Raw genomic sequence first — 24,293 nt, forward strand, 5'->3', positions numbered from 1 at the left:
GCTTGCCATTTGCATCGTCGGCAACCAACTGGAGGTCTGGCTCAAGCTGCAGCCCTCGCGTCTTGGAACTCACACCACGTCTCTTCGCCGCTGCTCTCCCATGCGTCTGAGATCGCATCGACCAGCCGGATCCCGCGCCCCGATTCACCGTCGGGTCCGGCATCCTTGAGCACAGCGGGCGCCGGGTTGTGGTCGGTTACCGAGACACGCACCACGTCGACGCCCACCGTGATGCGGAGCACGACTTCGCCCTCACCGTGGACTACGGCGTTGGTGACCAGCTCCGAGACGGCCAGTACGACGAGCCCCGCCACCGGCTCCGAAACACGGCACCGCCGCAGGAACGCCCTGGCTATGCGCCGCATCTCCCCGACCTTCGCGAGGTCGGGGAGAAGGGCCGCCTGACAGGCATGGGATGCCGCCGGTACCTCTGCCCTCGCCCATGCGCCGGGCCCGTCTTCCTGAACCGGCCTGACGCATGACGCGCCTGCTGTAGCCGCACAGCTACGGATGCCCCCGCCGGGCGGGGCCGCCTCTTGGAGCCTGGTCATGTGGGCTATGGCACCGCGCGGCGACGCCGTCGACCAGGGGAATCCAGAGGGGGAAAAATATGTCAAGGGGGAAACTGCAGGGGGGAATTGAGGCCATGATTGGATTCCGCCCACCAACAGAGGTCACACTCATGCCAGACCCGTTCGCCGACCTGCTCCTCCGGCTTCGGCAGGAGGCGGGCCGGACTCAGGAGGAGCAGGCGGAGGCGATCAACGCTGTCTCCGGCCGGGACACCATGACCCGCCGAGAGATCAGCCGTTATGAGAACTTCGAGAACATTCCTACCAACCACACGATCGGCCACATCGCGGCGGCCTGCGGTGTCCCCTTCGAGGAACTACAGCGAGAGGCCAAGGCCGCCCGCGCTCGGAAGAGAAAGGGGCATGCCGATGCAGGGGAGGAGCAAGACGCCGTGAAGCGTCGCACGCTCCTGGGTAGCGCCACCATCGGCGTGAGCGTGGCCGCCGAGCCCTGGGGGCGCCTCGCCTTCGCCCTCAGCAAGGGGGCCAAGATCGATTCGCCCGCTGCCGCTGCGCTCATCGACCGAGCCGCTGAACTGCACGTCCAGGAACTCAACCTCAGCGCGCGGCGGCTACAAAAAACGGTCGAGTCGCATCTTGACGCGATCACTGCGGCCCTGCCTCGTGCAGGCGATCACGAAGGCGCTCTCACCATCGCCGCCGGAGAAACCGCCGCTCTGGCCGGTTGGGTGGCCTGGGACCTGGGGGAGCACGACAAAGCCAACGCCTACTACAAAGTCACGTCGCAGTGCGCGGCGGCTGCCGGGCATCCTCCACTCCGAGCCCTGGCCCTGACCTACAGCAGCTACGGCTCTTTGACGCCAAAGGCGAAGATGGAGTTCCTCTCCCAAGCCGCCAACGACGTGCGCGGCCACGGTAACGCTACTGCTGCCGCCTGGGTTCTCGGTAGGCATGCGGAAGAAGCTGCGGCGGCCGGCGACGAGGTGGGGGCGCTCCGGGCGTTAGACCGAGCGCGCTTCGCTTACGATTTCGCGGACCACGCCAGCGAGCAGGCATGGGTCAGGTTCGTGACCCCATACCGCATGGACTCGTTGGCCCTGTCCGTGTACGGCCAGCTGAGGCGTCCCGAGCTCACGTCCACAGCTGATACCGCGGTCGACCGCCTCGGAGACGGACTACCGGACGGGGGCGTCGTGGTCCTCGGTGATCTCGCTTCGGCCCTACTGCGTGGGGGTGACGTCGACCAAGGCGTCTACGTGGCACGCCAGTTTGCTGCGGCGGCACGGGCCAAGCCCAACACCATGGGCAAGGAGCGGGCGGCGGCTATTGCAGCGTTGCTTCCTGACAGCGAACACGAACTTGCCGTTCATTTCCGGCGGTTCGCATCCTGATCCACCTCGGGTGGCACGCGGCACGCCCAGGGCGCCAACGCCGCCGACGCCCGGCCCGTGGCTCCTCAGTCCGATTCCGTCTCCTCGAAGACCCAGGACAGGTACGCCTCCGACCCGCCGGTTACGGGCAGAGTGATCCATTGGGGGACGTCGTACGAGTGCTTCTCGTGCACCCACGCTTCTAGCGCGGGTAGACGGTCCGTCGTAGTCATATACGAGATGCGCCACTCCCGCGCCGCCTCGACCTTCCCCTTCCACCAGTAGAAGGCGGTGATTGGCGCATCAATGTGAACTCCCGCTGCAAGCTTGCTCTCGACCGCACCTCGGGCCAGCATCGTCGCCTGCCCCTCGTCGTCGCTGGTCGTCTGCGCAATCACAATATCGTGGGCCATGCAACTACCTCTCCAGCTTGGGTACCGCGACCCTACCCAGCCGTCCAGGGCACACCGAAAGCTGGTAGCCACCCCTCAGGGCGAGTGAGGCTCGACCACGTGCCTGTACCAGTCAGGTGCCGGTGGGCCATGCGGGGTGGCGCCTCGCTTCGGCACCGCGGTGGCAGGTTCTCATCAACGAGGTCGTGCGGCTGCATGAGGCAGGCGCCGGGGCTCGTGCGCTTCACAAGCCCACGACAGGAGGATTTGCTGGCTGTCGGCGGCCATTCGCTCACGGCAGACGAGAAATAGGACCACAGGACTGGATACCTCCGTCCGGACCATGTCAACGTACAACGTCCCGGAAAACACCAGGCCAGGATGTGCAGATGCTCCACTGCGGCCCAGGTTGCGAAATGCCTTGGAATCCTGCGCCCGTGTGACTGCCTTGCTGGCAGGGCTCCTACTTGGGGAGGTCCGCCTGTCTGACTCCGCTATTCGATTCGCTCGCTTCACTGCACCCGCTCTTTATACCCGCGGCGCGTCTGAACGCCTGGTACAGCCAGGCAGCCGGCGACTACGGGACCCTTTCCGCCGGGCTGTACGTCTGCCTTTGCGTGGCTGGCCTGTTCGGCGAGGACCTGTTGCAACCCGGCTATCGCGGCGTCAGTGCCGCCCTCGCATACCGTGCGGCACGTCTTGGCGCCGCAACACGGCAAGTGGCACTCGCCATCAGGACGAGCGACTCGCTGCCCGGAATCTCGACCGCCTCACCGATGACGGTCTGCTGGTGCTCGCCACGGACGGCGCGCACCTGGTTGCGCGTCGGCTGGCCCTGGCTGCGGCGGGCCTAAACAGATGCCGCCTTCGTGATGCGGTGCGCAACATAGACGACGATCGCCGGTTAGCAAAACCGGCGATCGTGAGGTTCCTTGAGGACGTTCGCATGCGCGGCTGTGCTTGGCGGCGGAGCTGCAGCGAACTCAGCAGCCCGTGAAACGGAATGGCACTGGTCTGGTGCCAGCCAGATGATCCGGCGCCCTGCTCGTGCAGGTCCCCTTGAAGGAGAGTGAGTACCCCCTGTCCGTTCCGATCAAGAAGCTTCCACCCAACTCCAGGGGACAGGTGCGCTACCGGTTCGTAGTCGACGTAGGCATCGACCCTGCCACCGGGAGGCGCAAACAGCTGACTCGTACGTTCGCCACTCTCAAGGAGGCGAAGGCTGAGTACGCGCGCATCACCAACCGCCGAGAGGAAGGGACGTTCGTACCGCCCAACCAGATAAATGTAAATGAGTGGCTTGATCAGTGGCTGGCCATGAAGGCAGAGGATCTGGAAGAAACCACTATTTACAACTATCGGGTTACCCTCGATCGAGTTCGGGGGAGGCTGGGGCGCATCCGGCTTCAAGAACTCACCGAGGAAGATGTAGAAAATTGGATGCACTGGGCGTTGAAGCATGGGCGGGTACGCGGTGACAAAGCAGGTACTCCGCTTGGAGTGACCAGCGTGGAGATGAGTCTCGCCCGATTGAAGGACGCCCTGAATCGAGCCGTTACGCGTCGGCTAGTAACCATGAATGTAGCCCAACATGTGACCATCCCACGTAGGGCACGTAAAGAAGAGCGAAAGAAGAAGCAGGAGGTGAAGCCGTGGAACGTGCAGGAGATTCAGACGTTCATTCACGGTGTCCGGACAGAACGGCTTTACGCTGCTCTCTTGCTGTCCCTCATGGGTCTACGTCCGGCTGAAGTCTGCGGACTCCGATGGGAAGACGTGGACTTGGAAGCCGCCACGATCACCATAGCCAACACGCGGACAATGATGGGGAATCGGTACGTTGTGGAGAAGGACACCAAGTCCCTGGCCGGGGAACGGGATCTTCCTTTGCCGGCACCGGTGCTGGCTGCCCTCAAGTCGTTCAGGGCTCTCCAAGCCAAGGAGAAGCTCGTCCTCGGTGAGGCTTACTCGGATTCCGGATACGTCGTGGTGCACGAGACCGGGGAAGCCTTCACGATCAAGCAGCTCCGCAGACGCGCTTACCGGCTCATGGAGATCCTTGAACTCCGCAGAGTGCGCCTCTACGACGCTCGCTCCTCCTGCCTCACATACCTCGCCAACAAAGGCGTGCCGGATCACATCCTTGCCCGGTGGGCCGGACACACGAACGTCAAGACCACCAAGAAGTGGTACGTGAAGCCGGACGTGGAGGACCTCCGCGGAGCCGCCACAACGTGGGACGGCCTGCACGGTGCTGCGACGGAGGGGTAAGCCTGACTCAGGCGGCCTGCCGATTGGGCGACCTGCTCAGCCGTATGGCAGTCAAATCGAGGTGACCCGGAGGCCGGCTGCTGGCTGTGGACCAGCGACGGCAACGGGGAGGGGCGGGCAGGCTACGGCCAACGTCTCCCCTCCTGCGAGGGAAGGCAGAGCTTGCCCGCCGTGTGTGCGAGGTACTGGTGGGCTCGCGTATTTAACTGTCGCCAGTTCTCCGCGGTGATCAGCCCGATGGTGACTGACGGTTGATCTCCGGAGACTGCCGTAGCCTTGCGCCATGAACCAGCAGGAGCGTGAAACCTATCTGGCAGCCCGGGCGGAGTTCGCGACGAAGCGTCGGGAACTCGATGAGGTTTGGCCGATTGACCAGACCGAGGAGGAGCTGACCGACAAGCAGTGGGCTGCCCTCGAAGAGGTCGAAAGGGCAGCGGTCGCGTTCACCGCTGCGCGCGACGCGTACTACGGCTGATCGCAGGGGGGCTGGGACGGCGGTTGGAACATCGGTACAGCCGTTGGCGCTGAAATTGATCACGTGCGCTGACCCGGCTCTCGCTCTCCCGGCGCGCTGCGGTTACGTCCTGGGCGCCGTCGAGGACCTGGCGCAGACTCTTCATCTGTGCGGCGTGGCCCAGGCCGGGGACCAGCGTGAGCCGGGGCTGCTGCCGGGCCCAGGGGTAGGGTCGCACGCGGTAGGCCCCCACCCCGTCGGCATCGGGGTGGGGGCCTACCGGCCTGGGGACGGCTACGCGCGGGAGGCGCGGCCCACGGGCGCGATCAGGACCTTCGCGGGGTCCGTCTCGCCCTTGTTGTACTCGGTGATGATGTTCTCGGCCAGCGGCAGGGAACGGGACTGGGAGCCGCCGCCGGACTTCGTCATGCGGATGGCGTTGGTCTTCCACAGGCGGACCGTGTACTTGCGCAGGGCCTTGGCCAGACGATCGAGGTCGACCTTGTCCCAGTTGTTGTCGATGACCAGGCCGACCGCGCGGAGGACCATGTTGTCCCACGAGGAGGCGTCCCGGCCCCAGGCGGCGGCCACGGTGTTGAGGACCTTGGGTAGCAGTCCCTCACGCTTCTCGCCCACGGCCATGACGGCCTGGACGGCGCCCACCTGGTTGACCGTGCTGCTGCCGGTGACGGTCAGACCGCAGGACCGCACTTCGGCGTCGATCCGCGTCACCAGCGGTTCGCCGGCCTTGAGGGCCACCCGGTAGTTGTCCGCGGGCTTGACCGCCTTGCGGTCGCGGTTCGCGGCGAGGAACAAGGCGGCCTCCTCGGAGATGTCCAGCCCTTCGTACACCAGGCAGTGCCGTTCGAAGTCCGGTCCGTGCTTCTCCAGGGCCACCTGATTGCTGTGCTGGCCGTCCAGGACGTAGTACCGGCCGTCGGACCGCCGGGCAACGATCGCGGGGAGCAGGACGGCGGGGTTCCAGATCTTGGCCAGCTTGTTGGCCCAGGGGCGCTGGAACATCCGCTGGGAGTCCAGGCTGGGGTCGACCTCCAGCAGGCCCACCGGAATCTTCCGATAGTAGACGGGCCGGTCGTCGTGCGGCACCGGCTCGTACTGCGGCGGCGCGTCCTTCCCGCGCTGCTTGCGCACGGTGACCTTGCGGACGGGGGCGGTCTTCGTCCCCCGTTTGCCCTCGGCGCCCTTGGGGGCCGGGGCGGTCGTCGTCGTCGCCATGGAGGCAACTCCCGTCCAGGTTGGTGGTTTGGCGGCCAGCCAACCTTAGAAATTTCTCGCATGTCAAACCGTTTCGCATCTCCGAAGTTCTCGCACTTTTGTTCTTCTCGCATGGTCTTGGACCCGACACGCTGGTGACCTGCTAATTGGGGGCTGATTGTGCGTTCGCCCCCGCGCCGGGTGCTCTCAATCGGGCTTCGTGCGCCCCCGCGTCCCGCGCGCCGCCCTGGCCGCGCTGCGTGAGCTGGAGGGGCGAACCGAGCCTCTGAGGGTGATCGCTGTGGCTCGCGCTCGGCACCGGAAGGAGCCCTGGCAGAAGGTCGCCGACGCGCTCGGAGTCACCCGCCAGTCCGCCTGTGAGAAGTACCAGTTCGCTGGGAACGCCGCGTACGCCAAGACCGGCCCACGCCTCGACCTTGACGGCCAGTAGTGAGGCCGGCCCCCGTCCGGGTCAGGCGCCGCCGAGGGCCCAGCCGCCGTCCTGCGGCACCGCGAAAGCGAGCGACCAGGGCTTGTGATCCGGAACGGTGCAGGTCGCCCAGAGGCGGATGGGAGAGGTGCGGTAGCGGTCGCGCCAGCCCTGCTCGCCGTCGGAGCCTTCGTGCCAGGAGGGCAGCGGGGAGGGGTCTACGGCGAGCCGAGTGCGGCCGCCGGGGAGGAGGGGGGACGGGGGGACCGCCAGGCCCAGTGCATCCGCGTAATCGACTCCGGGCCTGAAGCGGTACGGCCCCCAGATGACTTCGTCGGCTTCAGCACGCTGCTCGGGTGTCCGGAAGGTTTTCAGGTGCGCCATGCCGATCCTTGGTGACGGCACTACACGCTTTGCTGCAAACCAGACGGTCTGAAAGCCGTGCCGAAGTGGGATGCTGCGCAGCGCAGGGATCGCGAGGGTGCGCGAGCCAGGAGGACGCGCTGTCCCCACGGTCAGGCGTGCACATCGAAGAACCCGTACGTGGACCCATGAGGGTCTCGGCGGTGCCGGGCGTGCCGCGCCGCGAGGGTCACGAGCCGCCGGGTTCACCTGGCCGTGTGAGATTTCGTGAGACGTGAGAGGGTCTGGGGCGTGAGTGAGACACCCCCGAACACCCTGCAATACCGCTTTGACGGGCCAGAAGACGCTCCGGTCCTGATCCTGGGTCCCTCACTGGGTACCACATGGCACATGTGGGACCGCCAGGTCCCGGAACTGACCCGGCAGTGGCGGGTGTTCCGGTTCGACCTGCCCGGGCACGGAGGGGCGCCCGCCCACCCGGCGGACTCCGTGGCGGAACTCGCCGAGCGGCTGCTCGCCACCCTGGAAGGGCTCGGTGTGCAGCGGTTCGGCTACGCCGGGTGCGCGCTGGGCGGGGCGGTCGGGATCGAGCTGGCGTTGCGGCACCCCGAGCGGCTCGCATCGCTGGCCCTGATCGCCGCCTCACCGCGGTTCGGTTCGGCGGACGAGTTCCGGCGGCGCGGGGTGATCGTCCGGACCAACGGGCTCGACCCGATGGCGCGCAGCGCGCCCGACCGCTGGTTCACCGGCGGGTTCGCGGCCGCGCAGCCCGCCATCACCGAGTGGGCCGTGCAGATGGTCCGCACGACCGACCCCGGCTGCTACATCGCCGCCTGCGAGGCCCTCGCCTCCTTCGACGTGCGGGCCGGACTCGGCAGCGTCGGGGTGCCGACGCTGGTGCTGGTCGGCTCGGAGGACCAGGTCACCGGGCCCGCCGAGGCGCGCAACCTGGTCGCGGGCATCCCGGACGCCCGGCTCGCCGTCGTCCCCGGCGCCTCCCACCTGGTGCCGGTCGAGCAGCCCGCCGCCGTGACCGACCTGCTGGTCCGGCACTTCTCCACCGCCTGGCAGCCCGCCTACGACACCGCCACCGGGCAGGTCGCGCTGCCCCCCGGCGCCGTCCCGCGGCCGGCCCCGGCACCGGCCCCCGCCGCCCCGCCGCCCCCGGCCGCGCCGGTCGCCGAGATCGCCCCGGCGGCCCCGCGGCAGGCCGCCCACGGCGCGGCCGACGCGTACGACGCGGGGATCAAGGTCCGCCGGGACGTGCTGGGCGACGCGCACGTCGACCGGGTGCTGGCCGAGGCCGACGACTTCTCCGCCGACTACCAGGAGTTCGTCACCCGTTACGCGTGGGGCGGGGTCTGGGACCGGCCGGGCCTGGACCGGCGCACCCGCAGCTGCGTCACCCTGACCGCCCTGGCCGCCGGCGGCCACCTGGAGGAGCTGGCCTCCCACACGCGGGCCGCCCTGCGCAACGGGCTCACCCCGGACGAGATCAAGGAGGTGCTGCTCCAGACGGCCGTGTACTGCGGCATCCCGGCGGCCGGGAGCGCCTTCCGGGTCGCCCAGCAGGTCGTCCAGGAGGAGACCACGCCCCAGGAGTGAGGCGCGCACCCAGGGGCCCCGGGGGCAGGATGGGACCATGAGGCTCACGAAGATGTCGCACGCCTGCGTCCGCCTGGAGAAGGACGGGCGCGCCCTGGTCATCGACCCCGGCGGGTTCACCGAGCCCGACGCGGCCGTCGGCGCGGAGGCCGTGCTGGTCACGCACGAGCACCCCGACCACTTCGACGAGGGCCGCCTGCGGGCCGCCCTGGACGCCGATCCGGCCGCGGAGATCTGGACCCTTCCCGCGGTCGCCGAGCAGCTCACGACGGCCTTCCCCGGGCGCGTGCACACCGTCGGGCACGGCGACACGTTCACCGCGGCGGGCTTCGACGTCGAGGTGCACGGCGAGCTGCACGCCGTGATCCACCCCGACATCCCGCGCGTCACCAACGTCGGCTACCTCGTGGACGGCGGCGCGGTCTTCCACCCCGGTGACGCGCTGACCGTCCCCGACCGCCCCGTGCGCACGCTGATGCTGCCGGTCATGGCCCCCTGGAACAAGATCTCCGAGGTCATCGACTACGTCCGTGAGGTGCGCCCCGAGCGCGCCTACGACGTGCACGACGCCCTGCTCACCGACCTCGCCCGCCCGATCTACGACCGGCAGATCGGCGCCCTCGGCGGCACCGAGCACCTGCGGCTGGAGCCGGGGGCGTCGGTGCGGCTGTGAGCCCGCGGGCGGCAGATCCGGGTTGTCACACGTGCCGGGTAGGTTGGGGGACATGCGCATCGCGACCTGGAACGTGAACTCGATCACCGCCCGCCTGCCGAGGCTCCTGGCCTGGCTGGAGAGCAGCGGCACGGACGTGCTGTGCCTCCAGGAGGCCAAGGTCGCCGAGGAGCAGTTCCCGGTGGAGCCGCTGCGCGAGCTGGGCTACGAGGCGGCGGTCCACGCCACCGGCCGGTGGAACGGCGTGGCGGTGCTCTCCCGCGTCGGCCTGGAGGACGTCGTCAAGGGCCTGCCCGGCGACCCCGGTTACGACGGCTCCGTGGAGCCCCGCGCGATCTCCGCCACCTGCGGACCGGTCCGCGTCTGGTCCGTGTACGTGCCCAACGGTCGGGAGGTGGACCACCCGCACTACGCCTACAAGCTCCAGTGGCTGGAGGCGCTGCGGGCCGCCGTCGCCGGTGACGCGGCCGGCAGCCGCCCGTTCGCCGTGATGGGCGACTACAACGTGGCGCCGACCGACGACGACGTCTACGACCGGGCCGCCTTCGAGGGCTCCACCCACGTCACGCCCGCCGAGCGGGCCGCCCTCGCCTCCCTGCGCGGGGCCGGTCTGACGGACGTCGTCCCGCGCCCCCTGAAGTACGAGCACCCCTTCACGTACTGGGACTACCGCCAGCTGTGCTTCCCCAAGAACCGGGGCATGCGCATCGACCTGGTCTACGGCAACGAGGCGTTCGCCAAGGCGGTCACCGACTCCTACGTGGACCGTGAGGAGCGCAAGGGCAAGGGCGCCTCCGACCACGCGCCGGTCGTCGTGGACCTGGACCTGGCCCCCGACGCCTGACCGGTCCCGGCCCGCCCGGACCGCCGCCCCGGCTGCCCGCACCCGCCGCCCCGGCCCGCCCGCACCCGCCGCCCCAGCCGCCTGAACCGCCCTCCTCCGGCCGCCCCGGCCCGCCCGAACCGCCTTCCCGGCCGCCCGAACCGCCCCCGCGCCCGGGGCCGTCGGCGCGCCGACGGCCGCCGCCCGCCGCGGGTCCGCGCGCCCTGTGGTGCACAAGGCGGTACGAATGACAGGCTGGAGGTATGAACATCCCTTTCCTGGGCAACCGGCGCCGGAAGCTGGGGTTCCCCGATCCGGAGGGCATCGCGGACCTCCTCGCCGAGTGCGAACTGCTGCGCTCCCAGGCGTCCCGGGCCGGGGTCCGACTGGACGACTCCCCGGCCTCGTTGGAGGCCCTGGACCAGCTGGTGCCGGGCTGGCGGGACGACGAGGACACCCTGAACTGGCTCGGCAACGACGCCGGTCTCTACCTGGGCACCGTCATCGTGCGGACGGTGCCGGGAGCCCTCTGGGAGATCCGGTCCGACGGGCAGCCGGTCGTACGGCTCGACTCCGGCCGGGTGTTCGACGTCGTGGAATCCGGTCACGCGTGGGCGTCCAGTGGAGTGCCCGAACTGTCCCAGCTCTATGCCGAGGTCGCGGAGGCGTGACAGGCTGACCGCCCGGCCGGCCGCGGGCGGTGGCGAAGGCAGCCGCAAAGGGCGGTAAATACGGCTAATGACCGGAAGGTGCGTGTCGCGCCGTCCACGCGATCTTGCCTGGATACGTTGCGGCAGCACCACACGGCTGAGAGTGAGTAGGGGCGGTATGGCCGTCGATCCGCTGATCGAGCTGCAGGACGTCAACAAGCACTTCGGTGACCTGCATGTACTGCAGGACATCAACCTCACCGTGGGCCGGGGGGAGGTGGTCGTCGTCATCGGCCCCTCGGGCTCGGGGAAGTCGACCCTGTGCCGGGCGATCAACCGGCTGGAGACCATCGGCTCCGGCACCATCCGGCTCGACGGGCAACTGCTCCCGGACGAGGGCAAGGAGCTGGCACGGCTGCGGGCCGATGTCGGCATGGTCTTCCAGTCGTTCAACCTCTTCGCGCACCGCACGGTGCTGCAGAACGTCTCGCTGGGCCAGATCAAGGTCCGCGGCCGCAAGAAGGAGGAGGCGGACCGGCGTTCCCGTGAGCTGCTCGACCGGGTGGGCGTTGCCGACCAGGCCGACAAGTACCCGGCGCAGCTCTCCGGCGGGCAGCAGCAGCGGGTGGCGATCGCGCGGGCGCTGGCGATGGAACCCAAGGCGATGCTCTTCGACGAGCCCACCTCCGCCCTGGACCCGGAAATGATCACGGAGGTGCTGGAGGTGATGAAGGCCCTTGCCGCGGACGGCATGACGATGATCGTCGTCACCCATGAGATGGGTTTTGCCCGCTCGGCCGCCAACCGGGTGGTGTTCATGGCCGACGGCCGGATCGTCGAGGACCGCACACCGGACGACTTCTTCACCCGCCCGAGCAGTGACCGGGCCAAGGACTTCCTCTCCAAGATCCTCAAGCACTGAAGCGGGTGGCGCCGAGCCGTCCGCCCGCCCGGACCTCGACTACGATGGCTCCTCCGCCCCGGTGGAGGAGGGGACTTCGCACCGGGAGCGGGGACGCTGCCGCCGGGAGGGGCCCACCGCCCCGCGCCCGTCGGGTGGCGGCCACATCGGCAGTCCCGTCCGGCCGCAGCCGGAGATCACTGCTCGCCCAGCGGCACCGACACGTACGACGGGTCGTGGGCCGGCGAGGAGAAGGTCAGCTGCGCGCCGGACGGGTTGTGCTCGATGTAGAGCGGGTCGACCGTGTCGACGACCAGGGCGAGCCGGTGCCCGGCCGGCACGTCGTAGGCCGTCGCGAACAGCTCCAGGTCCACGCCGAACGCCCGGCCGGGAGTTCGCCCGTGGAAGGTGTACGGCGCGCTGCTGACCAGCCGGCCGACCCCGAGCGGCCCCACGTCGTACAGGTAGGCGATGAAGGTGCCGCTGGCGGCGGTCGGGGTGAGGGTGGTGTGCAGCCGCGGCGTGCCGCGCACCTGCCGGACCGTCGGGTACCGCTCCGACTGCCACACGGCCGCCCAGCGGCGGGGCAGCAGCGGCACCCACGCCATCGGGGGCAGCCGGGCCACCTGGTCGAGGATGCTCGACAGGAAGACGACGCCGCCGTCCGCACCGGAGTTGACGTTCGTGCGGATGGTGGTGCTGCCCCCCAGCTCGATCTTGCGGCTGGTCGCGGCCACCGACTTCCAGTCCGGGTAGGTCTCGTGGCGGCCGGACGAGCGGGACGTGAGGCGGACCGGCTGCTCGGCCCCGACCCCGTTGGCGATCCCCCGCAGGTGGTGGTCGAACCAGCGCCGGGTGTCGGTCCAGACGTCGTTGGGCAGCCCGAACAGGCCGGTCAGCTCCGGGGTGGCGTGGTCGCCGGGGCGCAGCTGGAGCCGCTTGGGGCCGGACAGCTTCTCGTAGAGGTCGGCGTACTGGTTGGGCGGGAACACGGTGTCGCCCCAGGCGCCCGCGAGCATGACGGCCGCGCCGCTGTCGTTGAGCCGGTCCACGTACGTCGCGGGGGAGCGGACCTTGCCCCAGGCGATCATCTCCTGTTCCCGGGACAGGTCGGAGGCGTAGAGGGCGTCGAAGATGCGGCGGATTTCGGGGCTCGGGCGGCCGGTCAGACGTCCCACGCCGTCCAGGACGGCGGCGGCCTGCACGTGCTGGGTCCGCTCGGAGTAGATCGACTCGATCAGGTCGGCCCAGCCGCTGAGCGCGGCGACCGCTCTGACCCGCCGGTCGTGCGCGGCGGCCAGCAGGCTGATCCCGGCGCCGTAGGAGACGCCCGCCATGCCGATGCGGGCGGGGTCGGCGGGGGTGTGTGCGAGGGCCCAGTCGATCACCCGGGAGGCGTCGGCGGTGTCGGCGGGCCCGGCGACGTCGATCTGTCCGCCGGACTGCCAGAAGCCGCGCACGTTGTAGCTCACCACCACGTACCCGGAGTCGGCGAGCCGCTGGGCCTGGGCCAGGTACTCGGCCTGCGGAAAGCCCCAGCTGGTGGGCAGCACGAGCAGCGGGTGGCGGCGGCCGTCGCCGGCCGCGGCCGGGGTGACGACGTTGGCCTTGAGCACGGTGCCGCCGTCGCCGGTGATGTCGACGAAGCGGACCGGGTGCGGCGCCGCGTGGGCGGCGGGGGCGACCGCGAGTGCGCTCCCGGCGATCAGGGTCGCCGAGGCGGCGCCCACGGCGGTGGTGCGCAGGGCCCTGCGAGGTCGTCGCACGGTCACTCCTCACTCGTGTCAGTGCAAAGTGACCAGACGGTAACCTCGGGCGCCGGTCCGAGGTAACCCGTCGGTAAGTTACGTGCCAGTAAAGAATGTTGAGAGGTGGAGGGGTCAGGACGCGCGGTGCGCCCCGCGTTCGGCCGGAACCGGCAGCGGAGCCTGCGCGGCCCGGGTCACGTCCCCGACCAGCTCGACCACGTCGGGCCCGTACGCCTGGGAGTTGACCACCTTCAGCAGCAGGACGAACGAGCTCTGGCCGTGCTTGCGGGCCAGCCGCTCATGATGGCGCGCGAGATACCGGGTCGCCGCCTGGTTGGTGATCGCCCGCTGCCCGCAGAACAGGAACACCGGCCGTGCCTCCCGCCGGTCCCCGGCCGTCAGCCGTGCCAGCAGCACGTACTCGGTGACCCCCGGCTCCATCCGGTAGCGCTCGCCGCCGATCTGGAACGCGCCCCGGTCCGGGCCCGGTTCCGGATCCACGTTCACCCGCACCCCCGGCAGCATGGCCGCCATGTGCGCCACCATCCGGCGGTTCGTCCCCGGGCCGCCGACGCAGAACTCGGTACGCTCACCGAAGCCCTGATGGGCCGTGTCCTGCGTCACCACCTGCACGTTCGCCCCGCACTCCTTGATCAGCGCGGAGAGTTCGAGCAGCGAGAACACGTCGAAGCGGTGCACCGCCGGTTCCGCCGTCGCCGGGTCCCGGTTGACGACGAGCAGCGACTCGGCGTTCTCCGGCAGCCCGAAGAACGCCTGCTTGCGCCGGAGCCTGCGCCGGTACAGATACGTGCGGGCCATCCAGCCCAGCGCGGCGCCGACCACGGCGGCGATCACCACACCCAGCACCACATTGCGTATGTCGTCCGTCATGGGCGCGCATGCTAGCGGTCCCCGGCAAACCCGTGTTCGACCCACCCCGGCCGGCCGGTGCCGCACCGAGGCGCGCGACGGCCGTGGCCCGCCACCGGACGCCCCGGGAACCGGCCCGGCACCACCGCATCGCCCGGCGAGGCGTTCCTGACGGGAGCATGGCGACGTCGTAGGCTGCGCCAACGGTCCCTCACCGGAGGTGCGCATGCGTCGTCCCGTCGCACGGAAACTGGCCGTCCTCGCGGTCTCCGCCGCCGTGGTCTCGGTGGGCGCCGCCGCGCCGCACGCCGGCCCGCACGACACCGGCCCGCCGCCCGCAAAGGTCCCGGTGGCCGTCGGACATGGCGGCGCCGTCTCCAGCGTCGACGCCGACGCCTCCGCGGCCGGCATCGAGGTCCTGCGCAAGGGCGGCAACGCCGTCGACGCGGCCGTCGCCACGGCAGCCGCCCTCGGCGTGACCGAGCCCTATTCGGCCGGCATCGGCGGCGGGGGCTACTTCGTCTACTACGACGCCCGGACCCGCTCCGTGCACACCCTCGACGGCCGCGAGACCGCCCCGCTGAGCGCCGGCCGGGACCTCTTCCTGGAGGACGGCGAGCCGATTCCGTTCGCCGAGGCCGTCAGCAGCGGCCTCGCCGTCGGCACCCCGGGCACCCCCGCCACCTGGCAGCGGGCGCTGGACGCGTGGGGCCGCAAAGGGCTCGGGACGGTTCTGAAGCCCGCCGAGCGGCTGGCCCGCGAGGGCTTCACCGTCGACGCCACCTTCCGCTCCCAGACCGCCGCCAACGAGACCCGCTTCCGGTACTTCCCGGACACGGCAGAGCTGTTCCTGCCCGGCGGCGACCTCCCGGCCGTCGGCTCCACCTTCAAGAACCCCGATCTCGCCCGCACCTACGCCGAGTTGCGGCGCAAGGGCGTCGACGCCCTCTACCGGGGCGCCATCGGCCGGGACATCGTCGACACGGTCGACAAGCCGCCCGTGGACCCGGACTCCGGCTGGAACGCCCGCCCCGGCGACCTGTCCGCCCGCGATCTCGCCGCCTACCGCGCCAAGGTCCAGCCCCCGACGAAGACCTCGTACCGCGGCCTGGACGTCTACTCCATCGCGCCGTCGTCCTCCGGCGGCACCACGGTCGGCGAGGCCCTCAACATCCTGGAGCGCACCGACCTGTCCAGGGCCGGCGAGACCCGCTACCTCCACCGCCTCATCGAGGCGAGCCGCATCGCCTTCGCCGACCGCGGCCGCTGGGCCGGCGACCCCGCCTTCGAGGACGTACCGACCCGCGAACTGCTCTCCCAGCGGTTCGCCGACAGCCGCGCCTGCCTCATCAAGGACGACGCCGTCCTCACCAGCCCGCTCGCCCCCGGCGACCCGCGCGACCCCGAGCCCTGCGCGGCACGCGGCACCCCCGCCCCGACGACGTACGAGGGCGAGAGCACCACGCACCTCACCACAGCCGACCGCTGGGGAAACGTCGTCGCCTACACCCTCACCATCGAGCAGACCGGCGGCAGCGGCATCACCGTCCCCGGCCGGGGCTTCCTGCTCAACAACGAGCTGACCGACTTCTCCTTCGCCCCCGCGAACCCCGCCGTCCACGACCCGAACCTGCCCGGCCCCGGCAAGCGGCCCCGCTCCTCGATCTCCCCGACGATCGTCCTGGACCGCCACGACCGGCCCGTGGTGGCCCTCGGATCACCCGGCGGCTCCACCATCATCACGACCGTGCTGCAGACCCTGACCGGATTCCTCGACCGCGGGCTGCCGCTGGCCGACGCGATCGCCGCGCCCCGCGCCAGCCAGCGCAACACGGCCCGCACCGACCTCGAACCGGGCCTGTACGACCATGCGGTCCGGCAGCGGCTGGAGGCGATCGGGCACTCCTTCACCCGGAACCCGGAGATCGGCGCCGCCACGGCCGTCCAACGCCTGCCCGGCGGCGCCTGGCTCGCCGCCGCCGAACCCGAGCGCCGGGGCGGCGGCTCGGCCATGGTGGTCCGGCCCCGACGCTAGGCCGTGTCTTTCGGAGCACCCCGGGGCCGCGGGGCTCGGCACGCACTCCCCCGGAGGGGGCACCCCCAGCCGCGTTGTCGTCGGTTGCCGATGCTCCGCATCGGCGCCCTCCTCCGCCTTGCAGCTGCACGCACCAAGCCCCGCTCACCGGCAACTGTCAAGGCGCCGTCGATCCGAGTCGGAGTGTTCCGAAAGACACGGCTCAGAGCCGCGGGGCCCACTCCCGGGCGGAACGGGCCCCGCCCTGCGGCCGGTTCACAGCTCCGGCGCCGGGGTCTGCGCGACGCGGAAGGCGAGACGCCCGTCCTCCGCGTCGACCGTGACCCGGCCGCCCTCCCGGAGCGTGCCGTCCAGGAGCAGCCGGGACAGCTCGTTGTCGACCTCCCGCTGGATGGTGCGGCGCAACGGCCGGGCCCCGTACTCGGGCTGGTAGCCGCGCCGGGCCAGCCAGTCCACGGCCGCCTCGGTGAACTCCACGCCGATGCCCTGGCCCTTGAGCCCGCGACGCGTCGACTCCAGCAGCAGGTCGGTGATCAGGCGCAACTCCTCGGGGATGAGCTGGCGGAACACCACCACCTCGTCGATCCGGTTGAGGAACTCGGGCCGGAAGTGCTCCCGCAGCGGCCGCAGGATCTGCTCGCGCCGCGCCTCCTCGTCGGCCTCCGTGCCGCCCGACGCGAACCCGAGCGTCGCGCCCCGCCGGGTGATCGCCTCCGAGCCGAGGTTGCTGGTCATCACGATGACCGTGTTGGTGAAGTCCACGGTCCTGCCCTGCGCGTCGGTCAGCCGGCCGTCGTCGAGGACCTGGAGCAGGACGTTGAAGACGTCCGGGTGGGCCTTCTCCACCTCGTCGAGCAGCAGCAGCGAGTACGGGTGCCGCCGCACCACCTCGGTCAGCTGCCCGGCCTCCTCGTGGCCGACGTACCCGGGCGGCGCGCCCACCAGCCGGCTGACGGTGTGCCGCTCCTGGTACTCGCTCATGTCGAGCCGCACCATCCGGTCGTCGCTGCCGAACAGCGCCTCCGCGAGCGCGCGGGCCAGTTCGGTCTTGCCGACACCGGTGGGGCCGAGGAACAGGAAGCTGCCGATCGGCCGGTCCGGGCTGGCGAGCCCGGCGCGGGAGCGCAGCACCGCGTCCGAGACGACCCGCACGGCCTCGTCCTGGCCGACGACCCGCTGGTGCAGGTGCTGTTCGAGCTGCAGCAGCCGGGACTTCTCCTCCTCGGTGAGGCGGCTGACCGGGATGCCGGTCTGCCGGGACACCACCTCGGCGATCGCCTCCGTGTCCACCACCAGATCCTGGCCCTCGTCCACCTCCGCGCCGCCGCCGGCCTCCTCGATCCGGCGCTTCAGCTCCGCGATGCGGTCCCGCAGCTCGGTCGCCCGCTCGTACTGCTCGTCCGCGACCGCCTGGTCCTTGTCGCAGGTCAGCTGCTCGGCCTCGCGCTCCAGGGCGCGCACGTCGGTGCCCTTGGTCCGGGCCCGCAGCCGCACCCGGGCACCGGCCTGGTCGATCAGGTCGATGGCCTTGTCGGGCAGACGCCGGTCACTGAGGTAGCGGTCGGACAGCTCCACGGCCGCCACCAGCGCCTCGTCGGTGTAGCGCACCTGGTGGTGGGCCTCGTACCGGTCGCGCAGGCCGCGCAGGATCTCGACGGCGTCGGCGGGGCGGGGCTCGGGCACCAGGATCGGCTGGAAGCGCCGGGCGAGCGCCGCGTCCTTCTCGATCTTGCGGTACTCCTCCAGGGTGGTGGCGCCCACGACGTGCAGCTCGCCCCGGGACAGGGCCGGCTTGAGGATGTTCCCGGCGTCCAGCGACCCGCCCTCGCCGCCGCCCCCGGCGCCGACGACCGTGTGCAGCTCGTCGATGAAGACGATCAGCCGGTCGGAGTGGCTGCGGATCTCGTCGACGATGGCCGTCATCCGCTCCTCGAAGTCGCCCCGGTAGCGGGTCCCGGCCACCACGGCCGTCACATCCATGGCGACGACGCGCCGCCCGAGCAGTACGTCGGGCACGTCCCCGTCGGCGATGCGCTGGGCCAGCCCCTCCACGACGGCGGTCTTGCCGACCCCCGCGTCGCCGATCAGCACAGGGTTGTTCTTGCCGCGCCGGGAGAGCACCTCGACGGTCTGCTCGATCTCCTCCTCCCGGCCGATCACCGGGTCGATGCGGCCCTCGCGGGCCAGCTCCGTCAGGTCGCGCCCGTACTTGTCCAGGGTGGGCGTGCCGGTGGCGGGACGCGGCCGCTCGGCGCGCGTCGGGGGCCCCTCCGGTGCCTCCGACGGGGGCGGGGCGGGCGTGTAGTGGGCCGCGTTCAGGATGTGACCGGCCGCCGAGTCGGGGTTCGCGGCGAGCGCGCCGAGCACGTGCTCCGGGCCGATGTAGCCCGCGCCGTTGGCCCGCGCCAGCTCGTGCGCGTCCAGCAGGGCCCGCTTGACGGCCGGGGTCAGGGACAGGGACGTCGGCGGGGGAGCGGCGTCCGGCGCGTGCTGGGCGGGGCCGGACCGCTCGTCGATCTGCGACGCCAGCGCGTCGGGGTCCGCGCCCGCCCGGCTGAGCAGACTGCGGGTCGGCTCACTGGCGAGGGCGGCCCGCAGCAGATGCTGCGTGTCCAGGTCCCGGCTGCCGTGCTCGGCGGCGTACTGGGCGGCACCGCGCACCAGTTCCCGGGCCGGCCGGCTCAGCAGCCGCCCGATGTCTATCTGCCGGGGGCGCGGCCCACCGAAGAACCGGGCGAGGAATTCTCCGAAGGGGTCCGAGCCGTAGCCCTGCGGACCTGTGAACCCGCTGGTCATGGCGATCCGTTCCGGCGCCTCGCGGGATCCCCCCTGGGGCGGGCGGAGCCGGGACCGAAGGACCCCGGGGCGCGCTCACTGCTCGACGTACCGGTCCGGACGCGGGTGCCCGGCCGGGTCCCGGTTACACACGGGGCTGCCGTGTCATGCGTGTCCCTGGGACGCCGAGGGCGCCCACCTCGTCACCTTCGCACGATCGCCCCGGGGCGGCACCCCGGGGGCGGGCGGGCCCGGCCCGTCAGCGCGCCGTCAGGATCCGGGGGCCGTCCTCGGTGACCGCCACCGTGTGTTCCGCGTGCGCGGCGCGTGAGCCGTCGTCGGTGCGCAGCGTCCAGCCGTCGGCGTCGGCGTGGTACGCGTCGGTGCCGCCGCCGATCACCATCGGCTCGATCGCGAGGACCAGCCCGGCGCGCAGGCGCATGCCCCGGCCGGGCCGCCCCTCGTTCGGCACCGACGGGTCCTCGTGCATGCGGCGGCCGATGCCGTGCCCGCCGAAGTCCTGCGGGATGCCGTAGCCCGCGCCCCGGCACACGGTGCCGATGGCGTGCGCGATGTCGCCGATGCGGTTGCCGACGACGGCCGCCGCGACACCGGCCGCGAGGGCCCGCTCCGCGGTCTCGATCAGCCGCAGGTCCGCCGGGCGCGGGGTGCCGACGACGAAGCTGAGCGCGGAGTCGCCGGCCCAGCCGCCCAGGTGGGCGCCGAAGTCGACGGACACCAGATCGCCGTCGCGCAGCCGGTATCCCGTCGGGATCCCGTGCACGATCGCGTCGTTGACCGACGTGCACAGCACCGCCGGGAACGGGGTCGGGGCGAAGGACGGCCGGTAACCCAGGAACGGGGAGTCCGCCCCCGCCGCCCGCAGCGCGTCCCGTGCGACCTCGTCCAGCTCCAGCAGCGGCACGCCGACGCCCGCCGCCTTCCGCACGGCAGTCAGCGCGCCCGCGACGACCTGGCCCGTCTCGTACATGGCATCGATCGATGCCGGGGTCTTCAGCTCCACCATGCCAATTACTATACCGGTATTAGAATGGGTGACATGGTGCGCACCCCTTTGACCCCGGAAGAGCGCAGGCGCGGCGAGCGGCTCGGCCGGCTGCTCCGCGAGGCGCGCGGCGACCGCAGCATGACCGAAGTGGCGACGGGTGCCGGCCTCTCGCCGGAGACCCTGCGCAAAATCGAGACCGGCCGGGCCCCGACCCCCGCGTTCTTCACCGTGGCCGCGCTGGCCGCGGAGCTCGGACTGTCGCTGGACGACCTGCTCCGGCAGTGCTCGCCGGAGCTGCCGCTCGCCGCCTGGCCCGGGCGGCCCGGCACATCCGTGACCGCCGGAAAACTCCCCGTAGCGCGGACGTAACACGTCTGGTGTTGCCTGACGGAGCTAAGTGCTCCAGTTCTGGCGGGGGTTGGCGATGGTGGCGAAACAACTCCCGGACTCTGTCCGGGAGTTCACGGACTACCTGCACGCACTGGTGGCGCGGCTGGACGGCTCCGGCGGGTGGTGGGCGGTGTTCCGGCAACGGGACCCGGACGGCATGCGGGCCTGCCTCGACGGCCGTGAACTGCCGCCCTGGGACGTCCTCCAGGCGCTCCTCCAGGACGTCGCCGCCGTCCACGGCGTCGCGGCCGCCGACGCCGAGACCCACCGGGCCCGCACCCTGTACGCCGCCGCCCGCGCCGCGCACGACGCCCGCCCCGGCGCCCGGGACGCGCTGAGCGACCGCCTCGACGTGACGCTCCGCGAGCGCAGGTACGCCGCCGAACGCCGGGCCCGGCTGAACCTCCGGCTGACCCGGGCCGCCACCCCCGAGGAGGCCGGGCCCCTGCGCGCCGGCCTCGCCTGGGCCCACGACGACCACACCCGCGCCACGGCCCGCTGCGCGGAACTCCGGGCGCGGCTGGCGGCCCTGGACGACCGGGCCCCGCGCCCGGAGCCGGGGGCGGCCGGCCCCGCCGCCCCGGGCGCCCCCGCACCACCGCACTCCCCACCGCCCGCTCCGCCCCCCAAGCCCCGGCGGGGCGGCGCCCGGTTCGCCGGGGCCGGGGAGGAGGGGTCCGCCGCCCGGGCCGTGCCGCCCGGCGCCCTGCCGCAGCTCGCGCCCCACGCCCCCGCTCCCGGGCGCGGCCCCCGAGGCGCGCGCTTCGCCGGCGCCGCCGAGGAGGCACCGGCGGGGCAGGGCCCGCCCGGGAGCACCCCCGCCCCGCAGCCCTCGGCCGCGGACCGGGAGGCCGTCGCACACACCGCCCGGCTGCTGGCCCGCCGCCGGGCCGAGGGACGCAGCGGGGCCGCGCACGCCCTGCTGGCCGAGGCGGCACAGTGGCCCGCGGTCCGTTTCCCGCTGCTCGCGGCGGGGCTGCGGGCGGCCGGGCTGGAGGCGGACTGGACGACGCTGCTGTGGGAGGCCGCCTCCCTGCCCCTGGGCCGGCTGGCCGCCGTGGCCGGCGCGCTGACCGCGGCCGGCCTGGCGGAGGACGCGCGGGAGGTCCTCCGGCAGGGTGTCGTCCGGCCCGCCGAGGCCGTCGCCCGGGAGGTCCTCGGCCTCGCCGCCGACGGCCGCCACCACGACGTGCGGGCCCTGCTCGACGCCTACGTCCGGATGCGCACCCCGCAGGAGGCCGCCCGCAGCGCCGCCCTCGACCCGCCCCGGCTGGTGCCCCTGCTGCTGGCCGCCGCCCGGGGCGTCTCGGACGAGCGGCACTGGGACGTCCTGCACGCCCTCCGGGTCGCCGGAGCGACCGCCTGACCGGCGCCGGGACCGGCCGCACGCGCCCGCCCGCGGGCCCGGCGACTCACCCACCGGAGTGCGAAACCGCGGGGACTGACCGGCCCGCAGGACGATGGTCTTGGCAAGGACGTCCGAGAGGCTTACGTTCGTCCCTCTACGACCGTTTCTACGGGCGTAGAGGCGCTGACGCCGCGTCGAAGGAGCAGCTCATGGCCAACGTCGTACGTGCCGCTCTGGTCCAGGCGACCTGGACCGGCGACACCGAGTCCATGCTGGCGAAACACGAGGAGCACGCCCGGGAGGCGGCCCGGCGGGGCGCGCGGATCATCGGGTTCCAGGAAGTCTTCAACGCCCCCTACTTCTGCCAGGTCCAGGACCCGGAGCACTACCGCTGGGCGGAACCGGTGCCCGACGGGCCGACCACCCGCCGCATGCGCGAGCTGGCCCGGGAGACCGGCATGGTGATCGTCGTGCCGGTGTTCGAGGTGGAGCAGACGGGCTTCTACTACAACACCGCCGCCGTGATCGACGCCGACGGCACCGTCCTCGGCAAGTACCGCAAGCACCACATCCCGCAGGTCAAGGGCTTCTGGGAGAAGTTCTACTTCAAGCCCGGCAACCTCGGCTGGCCCGTCTTCGACACCGCCGTCGGCAAGGTCGGCGTCTACATCTGCTACGACCGCCACTTCCCCGAGGGCTGGCGCCAGCTCGGCCTCAACGGCGCGCAGCTGGTCTACAACCCCTCGGCCACCCACCGCGGCCTGTCGTCCTACCTGTGGCAGCTGGAGCAGCCGGCCGCCGCCGTCGCCAACGAGTACTTCGTCGCCGCCATCAACCGTGTCGGCCGGGAGGAGTACGGGGACAACGACTTCTACGGCACCTCGTACTTCGTCGACCCGCGCGGCCAGTTCGTCGGCGGCGTCGCCAGCGACAGCAACGAGGAACTCGTGGTCCGCGACCTGGACTTCGACCTCATCGAGGAGGTGCGGCAGCAGTGGGCCTTCTACCGCGACCGCCGTCCCGACGCCTACGAAGGGCTGGTGCGGCCGTGACCGACGACCTGCTGGGACGCCACCGCTCGGTGCTCCCCGACTGGCTCGCCCTCTACTACGAGGAGCCCATCGAGATCACCCACGGCGAGGGACGCCACGTCTGGGACTCCGACGGCAACCGGTACCTCGACTTCTTCGGCGGCATCCTCACCACCATGACCGCCCACGCACTGCCCGAGGTGACCAAGGCGGTCGCCGACCAGGCCGGGCGCATCGTGCACTCCTCCACCCTCTACCTCAACCGGCCGATGGTGGAACTCGCCGAACGCATCGCCCAGTTGAGCGGCATCCCGGACGCCCGGGTGTTCTTCACGACCTCCGGCACCGAGGCCAACGACGCCGCCCTGCTGCTCGCCACCACCTACCGGCGCAGCAACACCGTCCTCGCCATGCGCAACAGCTACCACGGCCGTTCCTTCAGTGCCGTCGGGATCACCGGCAACCGCGGCTGGTCGCCGACGTCGATGTCCCCGCTGCAGACGCTGTACGTGCACGGCGGCGTCCGCGGCCGGGGACCGTTCGCCGCGCTGGACGACTACGACTTCGTCGCCGCCTGCGTCGACGACCTGAAGGACCTGCTCGGCCACACCCGTCCGCCCGCCGCCCTGATCGCCGAACCGATCCAGGGCGTCGGCGGCTTCACCTCCCCGCCCGACGGCCTGTACGCGGCGTTCCGCGAGGTGCTGGACCGGCACGGCATCCTGTGGATCTCCGACGAGGTGCAGACCGGCTGGGGCCGCACCGGGGAGCACTTCTGGGGCTGGCAGGCCCACGGCCGCAACGGCCCGCCCGACATGCTGACCTTCGCCAAGGGCATCGGCAACGGCATGTCCATCGGCGGCGTCGTCGCCCGCGCCGAGATCATGAACTGCCTGGACGCCAACAGCATCTCCACGTTCGGCGGCACCCAGATCACCATGGCCGCCGGTCTCGCCAACCTCACCTACCACCTCGAACACGACCTCCAGGGCAACGCCCGGCGGGTCGGCGGAATGCTCATCGAACGGCTGCGCGCCGCCGCCGCCCACGTGCCGGCCGTACGGGAGGTGCGCGGACGGGGGCTGATGATCGGCATCGAGCTGACCCGGCCCGGCACCGACGAGGCCGACCCGCAGGCCGCGTCCGCCGTGCTGGAGGCGGCCCGGGCCGGGGGACTGCTCATCGGCAAGGGCGGCGGCCACGACACGAGCTGCCTGCGCGTCGCCCCGCCGCTGTCCCTGAACGTCGCCGAGGCCGAGGAGGGCGCCGCGATCCTGGAGGAGGCCCTGCGCAGCCTCCTCTAGGGCCTCTCGTTCGGATCATGCCGGATCAGGGAGCGGGGTCCGGCCTGATCCAAACGAAGAGCCCAGCCGGCACACCGATCACGCGGCCACCGACCGAGGGGAC

Annotated in this window: 22 protein-coding genes; 14 read left to right on the top strand and 8 right to left on the bottom strand. The window is 71.5% G+C overall.

Annotated features, from left to right (window positions below; translation table 11 throughout):
- Positions 1-41: 41 nt before the first annotated feature.
- Complete coding sequence (locus ACIRPP_RS24640; protein ID WP_403646631.1) at positions 42-551, bottom strand: ATP-binding protein; 510 nt, start codon at positions 549-551, stop codon at positions 42-44.
- Between the two features lie 131 nt (positions 552-682).
- Here ACIRPP_RS24640 and ACIRPP_RS24645 point away from each other — a divergent pair, with 131 nt between their 5' ends.
- Entirely contained in the window at positions 683-1,924 is a 1,242-nt protein-coding gene (locus ACIRPP_RS24645) for a helix-turn-helix transcriptional regulator (protein WP_403646634.1), read from the top strand.
- Between the two features lie 65 nt (positions 1,925-1,989).
- Here the strand turns inward: ACIRPP_RS24645 and cutA are convergent, their stop codons facing one another.
- Entirely contained in the window at positions 1,990-2,316 is a 327-nt protein-coding gene (gene cutA, locus ACIRPP_RS24650) for a divalent-cation tolerance protein CutA (RefSeq protein WP_006143010.1), read from the bottom strand.
- Positions 2,317-3,354: 1,038 nt separating this feature from the next.
- Here cutA and ACIRPP_RS24655 point away from each other — a divergent pair.
- Positions 3,355-4,566, top strand: coding sequence for a tyrosine-type recombinase/integrase (locus ACIRPP_RS24655; RefSeq protein ID WP_403646637.1), 1,212 nt, complete (start codon positions 3,355-3,357; stop codon positions 4,564-4,566).
- Between the two features lie 283 nt (positions 4,567-4,849).
- Positions 4,850-5,041, top strand: coding sequence for a hypothetical protein (locus ACIRPP_RS24660; RefSeq protein WP_058085257.1), 192 nt, complete (start codon positions 4,850-4,852; stop codon positions 5,039-5,041).
- A gap of 273 nt (positions 5,042-5,314) precedes the next feature.
- Here ACIRPP_RS24660 and ACIRPP_RS24665 read toward each other — a convergent pair whose 3' ends face one another.
- Positions 5,315-6,256 carry a DUF6551 family protein gene (locus tag ACIRPP_RS24665; RefSeq protein WP_334555901.1) on the bottom strand — a complete coding sequence of 314 codons (942 nt, stop codon included), beginning with the start codon at positions 6,254-6,256 and terminating at the stop codon, positions 5,315-5,317.
- A gap of 271 nt (positions 6,257-6,527) precedes the next feature.
- Between ACIRPP_RS24665 and ACIRPP_RS24670 the strand changes: the two genes are divergently transcribed.
- Positions 6,528-6,686, top strand: coding sequence for a hypothetical protein (locus tag ACIRPP_RS24670; protein ID WP_403646641.1), 159 nt, complete (start codon positions 6,528-6,530; stop codon positions 6,684-6,686).
- 21 nt (positions 6,687-6,707) lie between these two features.
- Here the strand turns inward: ACIRPP_RS24670 and ACIRPP_RS24675 are convergent, their stop codons facing one another.
- A complete protein-coding gene (locus ACIRPP_RS24675; RefSeq protein WP_403646643.1) occupies positions 6,708-7,049 on the bottom strand; it encodes a hypothetical protein in 342 nt (113 codons plus the stop codon).
- A gap of 270 nt (positions 7,050-7,319) precedes the next feature.
- On the opposite strand from ACIRPP_RS24675, the gene pcaC reads away from it, so the two are divergent.
- The 5 genes from pcaC to ACIRPP_RS24700 all read left to right on the top strand — a co-directional run bounded on the left by pcaC (position 7,320) and on the right by ACIRPP_RS24700 (position 11,701).
- Positions 7,320-8,633, top strand: a complete 1,314-nt coding sequence (gene pcaC, locus ACIRPP_RS24680) for a 4-carboxymuconolactone decarboxylase (RefSeq protein WP_403646646.1) — start codon at positions 7,320-7,322, stop codon at positions 8,631-8,633.
- 37 nt (positions 8,634-8,670) lie between these two features.
- Complete coding sequence (locus tag ACIRPP_RS24685; RefSeq protein WP_403646649.1) at positions 8,671-9,306, top strand: MBL fold metallo-hydrolase; 636 nt, start codon at positions 8,671-8,673, stop codon at positions 9,304-9,306.
- A gap of 52 nt (positions 9,307-9,358) precedes the next feature.
- On the top strand, positions 9,359-10,150 hold the full coding sequence (locus ACIRPP_RS24690) for an exodeoxyribonuclease III (RefSeq protein WP_403646652.1): 792 nt from the start codon (positions 9,359-9,361) through the stop codon (positions 10,148-10,150).
- Between the two features lie 242 nt (positions 10,151-10,392).
- On the top strand, positions 10,393-10,800 hold the full coding sequence (locus tag ACIRPP_RS24695) for a DUF6278 family protein (protein WP_403646655.1): 408 nt from the start codon (positions 10,393-10,395) through the stop codon (positions 10,798-10,800).
- Between the two features lie 157 nt (positions 10,801-10,957).
- Entirely contained in the window at positions 10,958-11,701 is a 744-nt protein-coding gene (locus tag ACIRPP_RS24700; protein WP_164347783.1) for an amino acid ABC transporter ATP-binding protein, read from the top strand.
- 176 nt (positions 11,702-11,877) lie between these two features.
- Here the strand turns inward: ACIRPP_RS24700 and ACIRPP_RS24705 are convergent, their stop codons facing one another.
- Both ACIRPP_RS24705 and ACIRPP_RS24710 read right to left on the bottom strand, forming a co-directional pair.
- Positions 11,878-13,446 carry an alpha/beta fold hydrolase gene (locus tag ACIRPP_RS24705; protein ID WP_403646659.1) on the bottom strand — a complete coding sequence of 523 codons (1,569 nt, stop codon included), beginning with the start codon at positions 13,444-13,446 and terminating at the stop codon, positions 11,878-11,880.
- Positions 13,447-13,560: 114 nt separating this feature from the next.
- Complete coding sequence (locus ACIRPP_RS24710; protein WP_403646662.1) at positions 13,561-14,319, bottom strand: hypothetical protein; 759 nt, start codon at positions 14,317-14,319, stop codon at positions 13,561-13,563.
- Between the two features lie 205 nt (positions 14,320-14,524).
- Here ACIRPP_RS24710 and ggt point away from each other — a divergent pair, with 205 nt between their 5' ends.
- Complete coding sequence (gene ggt, locus ACIRPP_RS24715; RefSeq protein ID WP_403646665.1) at positions 14,525-16,333, top strand: gamma-glutamyltransferase; 1,809 nt, start codon at positions 14,525-14,527, stop codon at positions 16,331-16,333.
- Between the two features lie 255 nt (positions 16,334-16,588).
- Here ggt and ACIRPP_RS24720 read toward each other — a convergent pair whose 3' ends face one another.
- A complete protein-coding gene (locus ACIRPP_RS24720) occupies positions 16,589-19,129 on the bottom strand; it encodes an ATP-dependent Clp protease ATP-binding subunit (RefSeq protein ID WP_403646668.1) in 2,541 nt (846 codons plus the stop codon).
- Positions 19,130-19,367: 238 nt separating this feature from the next.
- Positions 19,368-20,135, bottom strand: coding sequence for a type I methionyl aminopeptidase (map, locus tag ACIRPP_RS24725; RefSeq protein WP_403646671.1), 768 nt, complete (start codon positions 20,133-20,135; stop codon positions 19,368-19,370).
- A 33-nt stretch (positions 20,136-20,168) separates the two neighbouring features.
- On the opposite strand from map, the gene ACIRPP_RS24730 reads away from it, so the two are divergent.
- The 4 genes from ACIRPP_RS24730 (at position 20,169) to ACIRPP_RS24745 (ending at position 24,190) form a co-directional block, all read left to right on the top strand.
- Positions 20,169-20,486 (top strand): helix-turn-helix domain-containing protein, encoded by a 318-nt coding sequence (locus ACIRPP_RS24730; RefSeq protein WP_403646674.1) that lies wholly within the window; start codon positions 20,169-20,171, stop codon positions 20,484-20,486.
- Between the two features lie 55 nt (positions 20,487-20,541).
- Positions 20,542-21,873, top strand: a complete 1,332-nt coding sequence (locus tag ACIRPP_RS24735; RefSeq protein ID WP_403646850.1) for a hypothetical protein — start codon at positions 20,542-20,544, stop codon at positions 21,871-21,873.
- 191 nt (positions 21,874-22,064) lie between these two features.
- Positions 22,065-22,907 carry a nitrilase-related carbon-nitrogen hydrolase gene (locus ACIRPP_RS24740; RefSeq protein ID WP_403646676.1) on the top strand — a complete coding sequence of 281 codons (843 nt, stop codon included), beginning with the start codon at positions 22,065-22,067 and terminating at the stop codon, positions 22,905-22,907.
- The gene (locus ACIRPP_RS24745) at positions 22,904-24,190 is read left to right on the top strand and encodes an aspartate aminotransferase family protein (RefSeq protein ID WP_403646679.1); all 1,287 of its coding nucleotides are present in this window, start codon (positions 22,904-22,906) and stop codon (positions 24,188-24,190) included. Before ACIRPP_RS24740 ends, ACIRPP_RS24745 begins: the two co-directional genes overlap by 4 nt.
- Positions 24,191-24,293: the final 103 nt, after the last annotated feature.

This window comes from Streptomyces sp. NPDC101219, assembly GCF_044767675.1.
GTDB lineage: Bacteria > Actinomycetota > Actinomycetes > Streptomycetales > Streptomycetaceae > Streptomyces.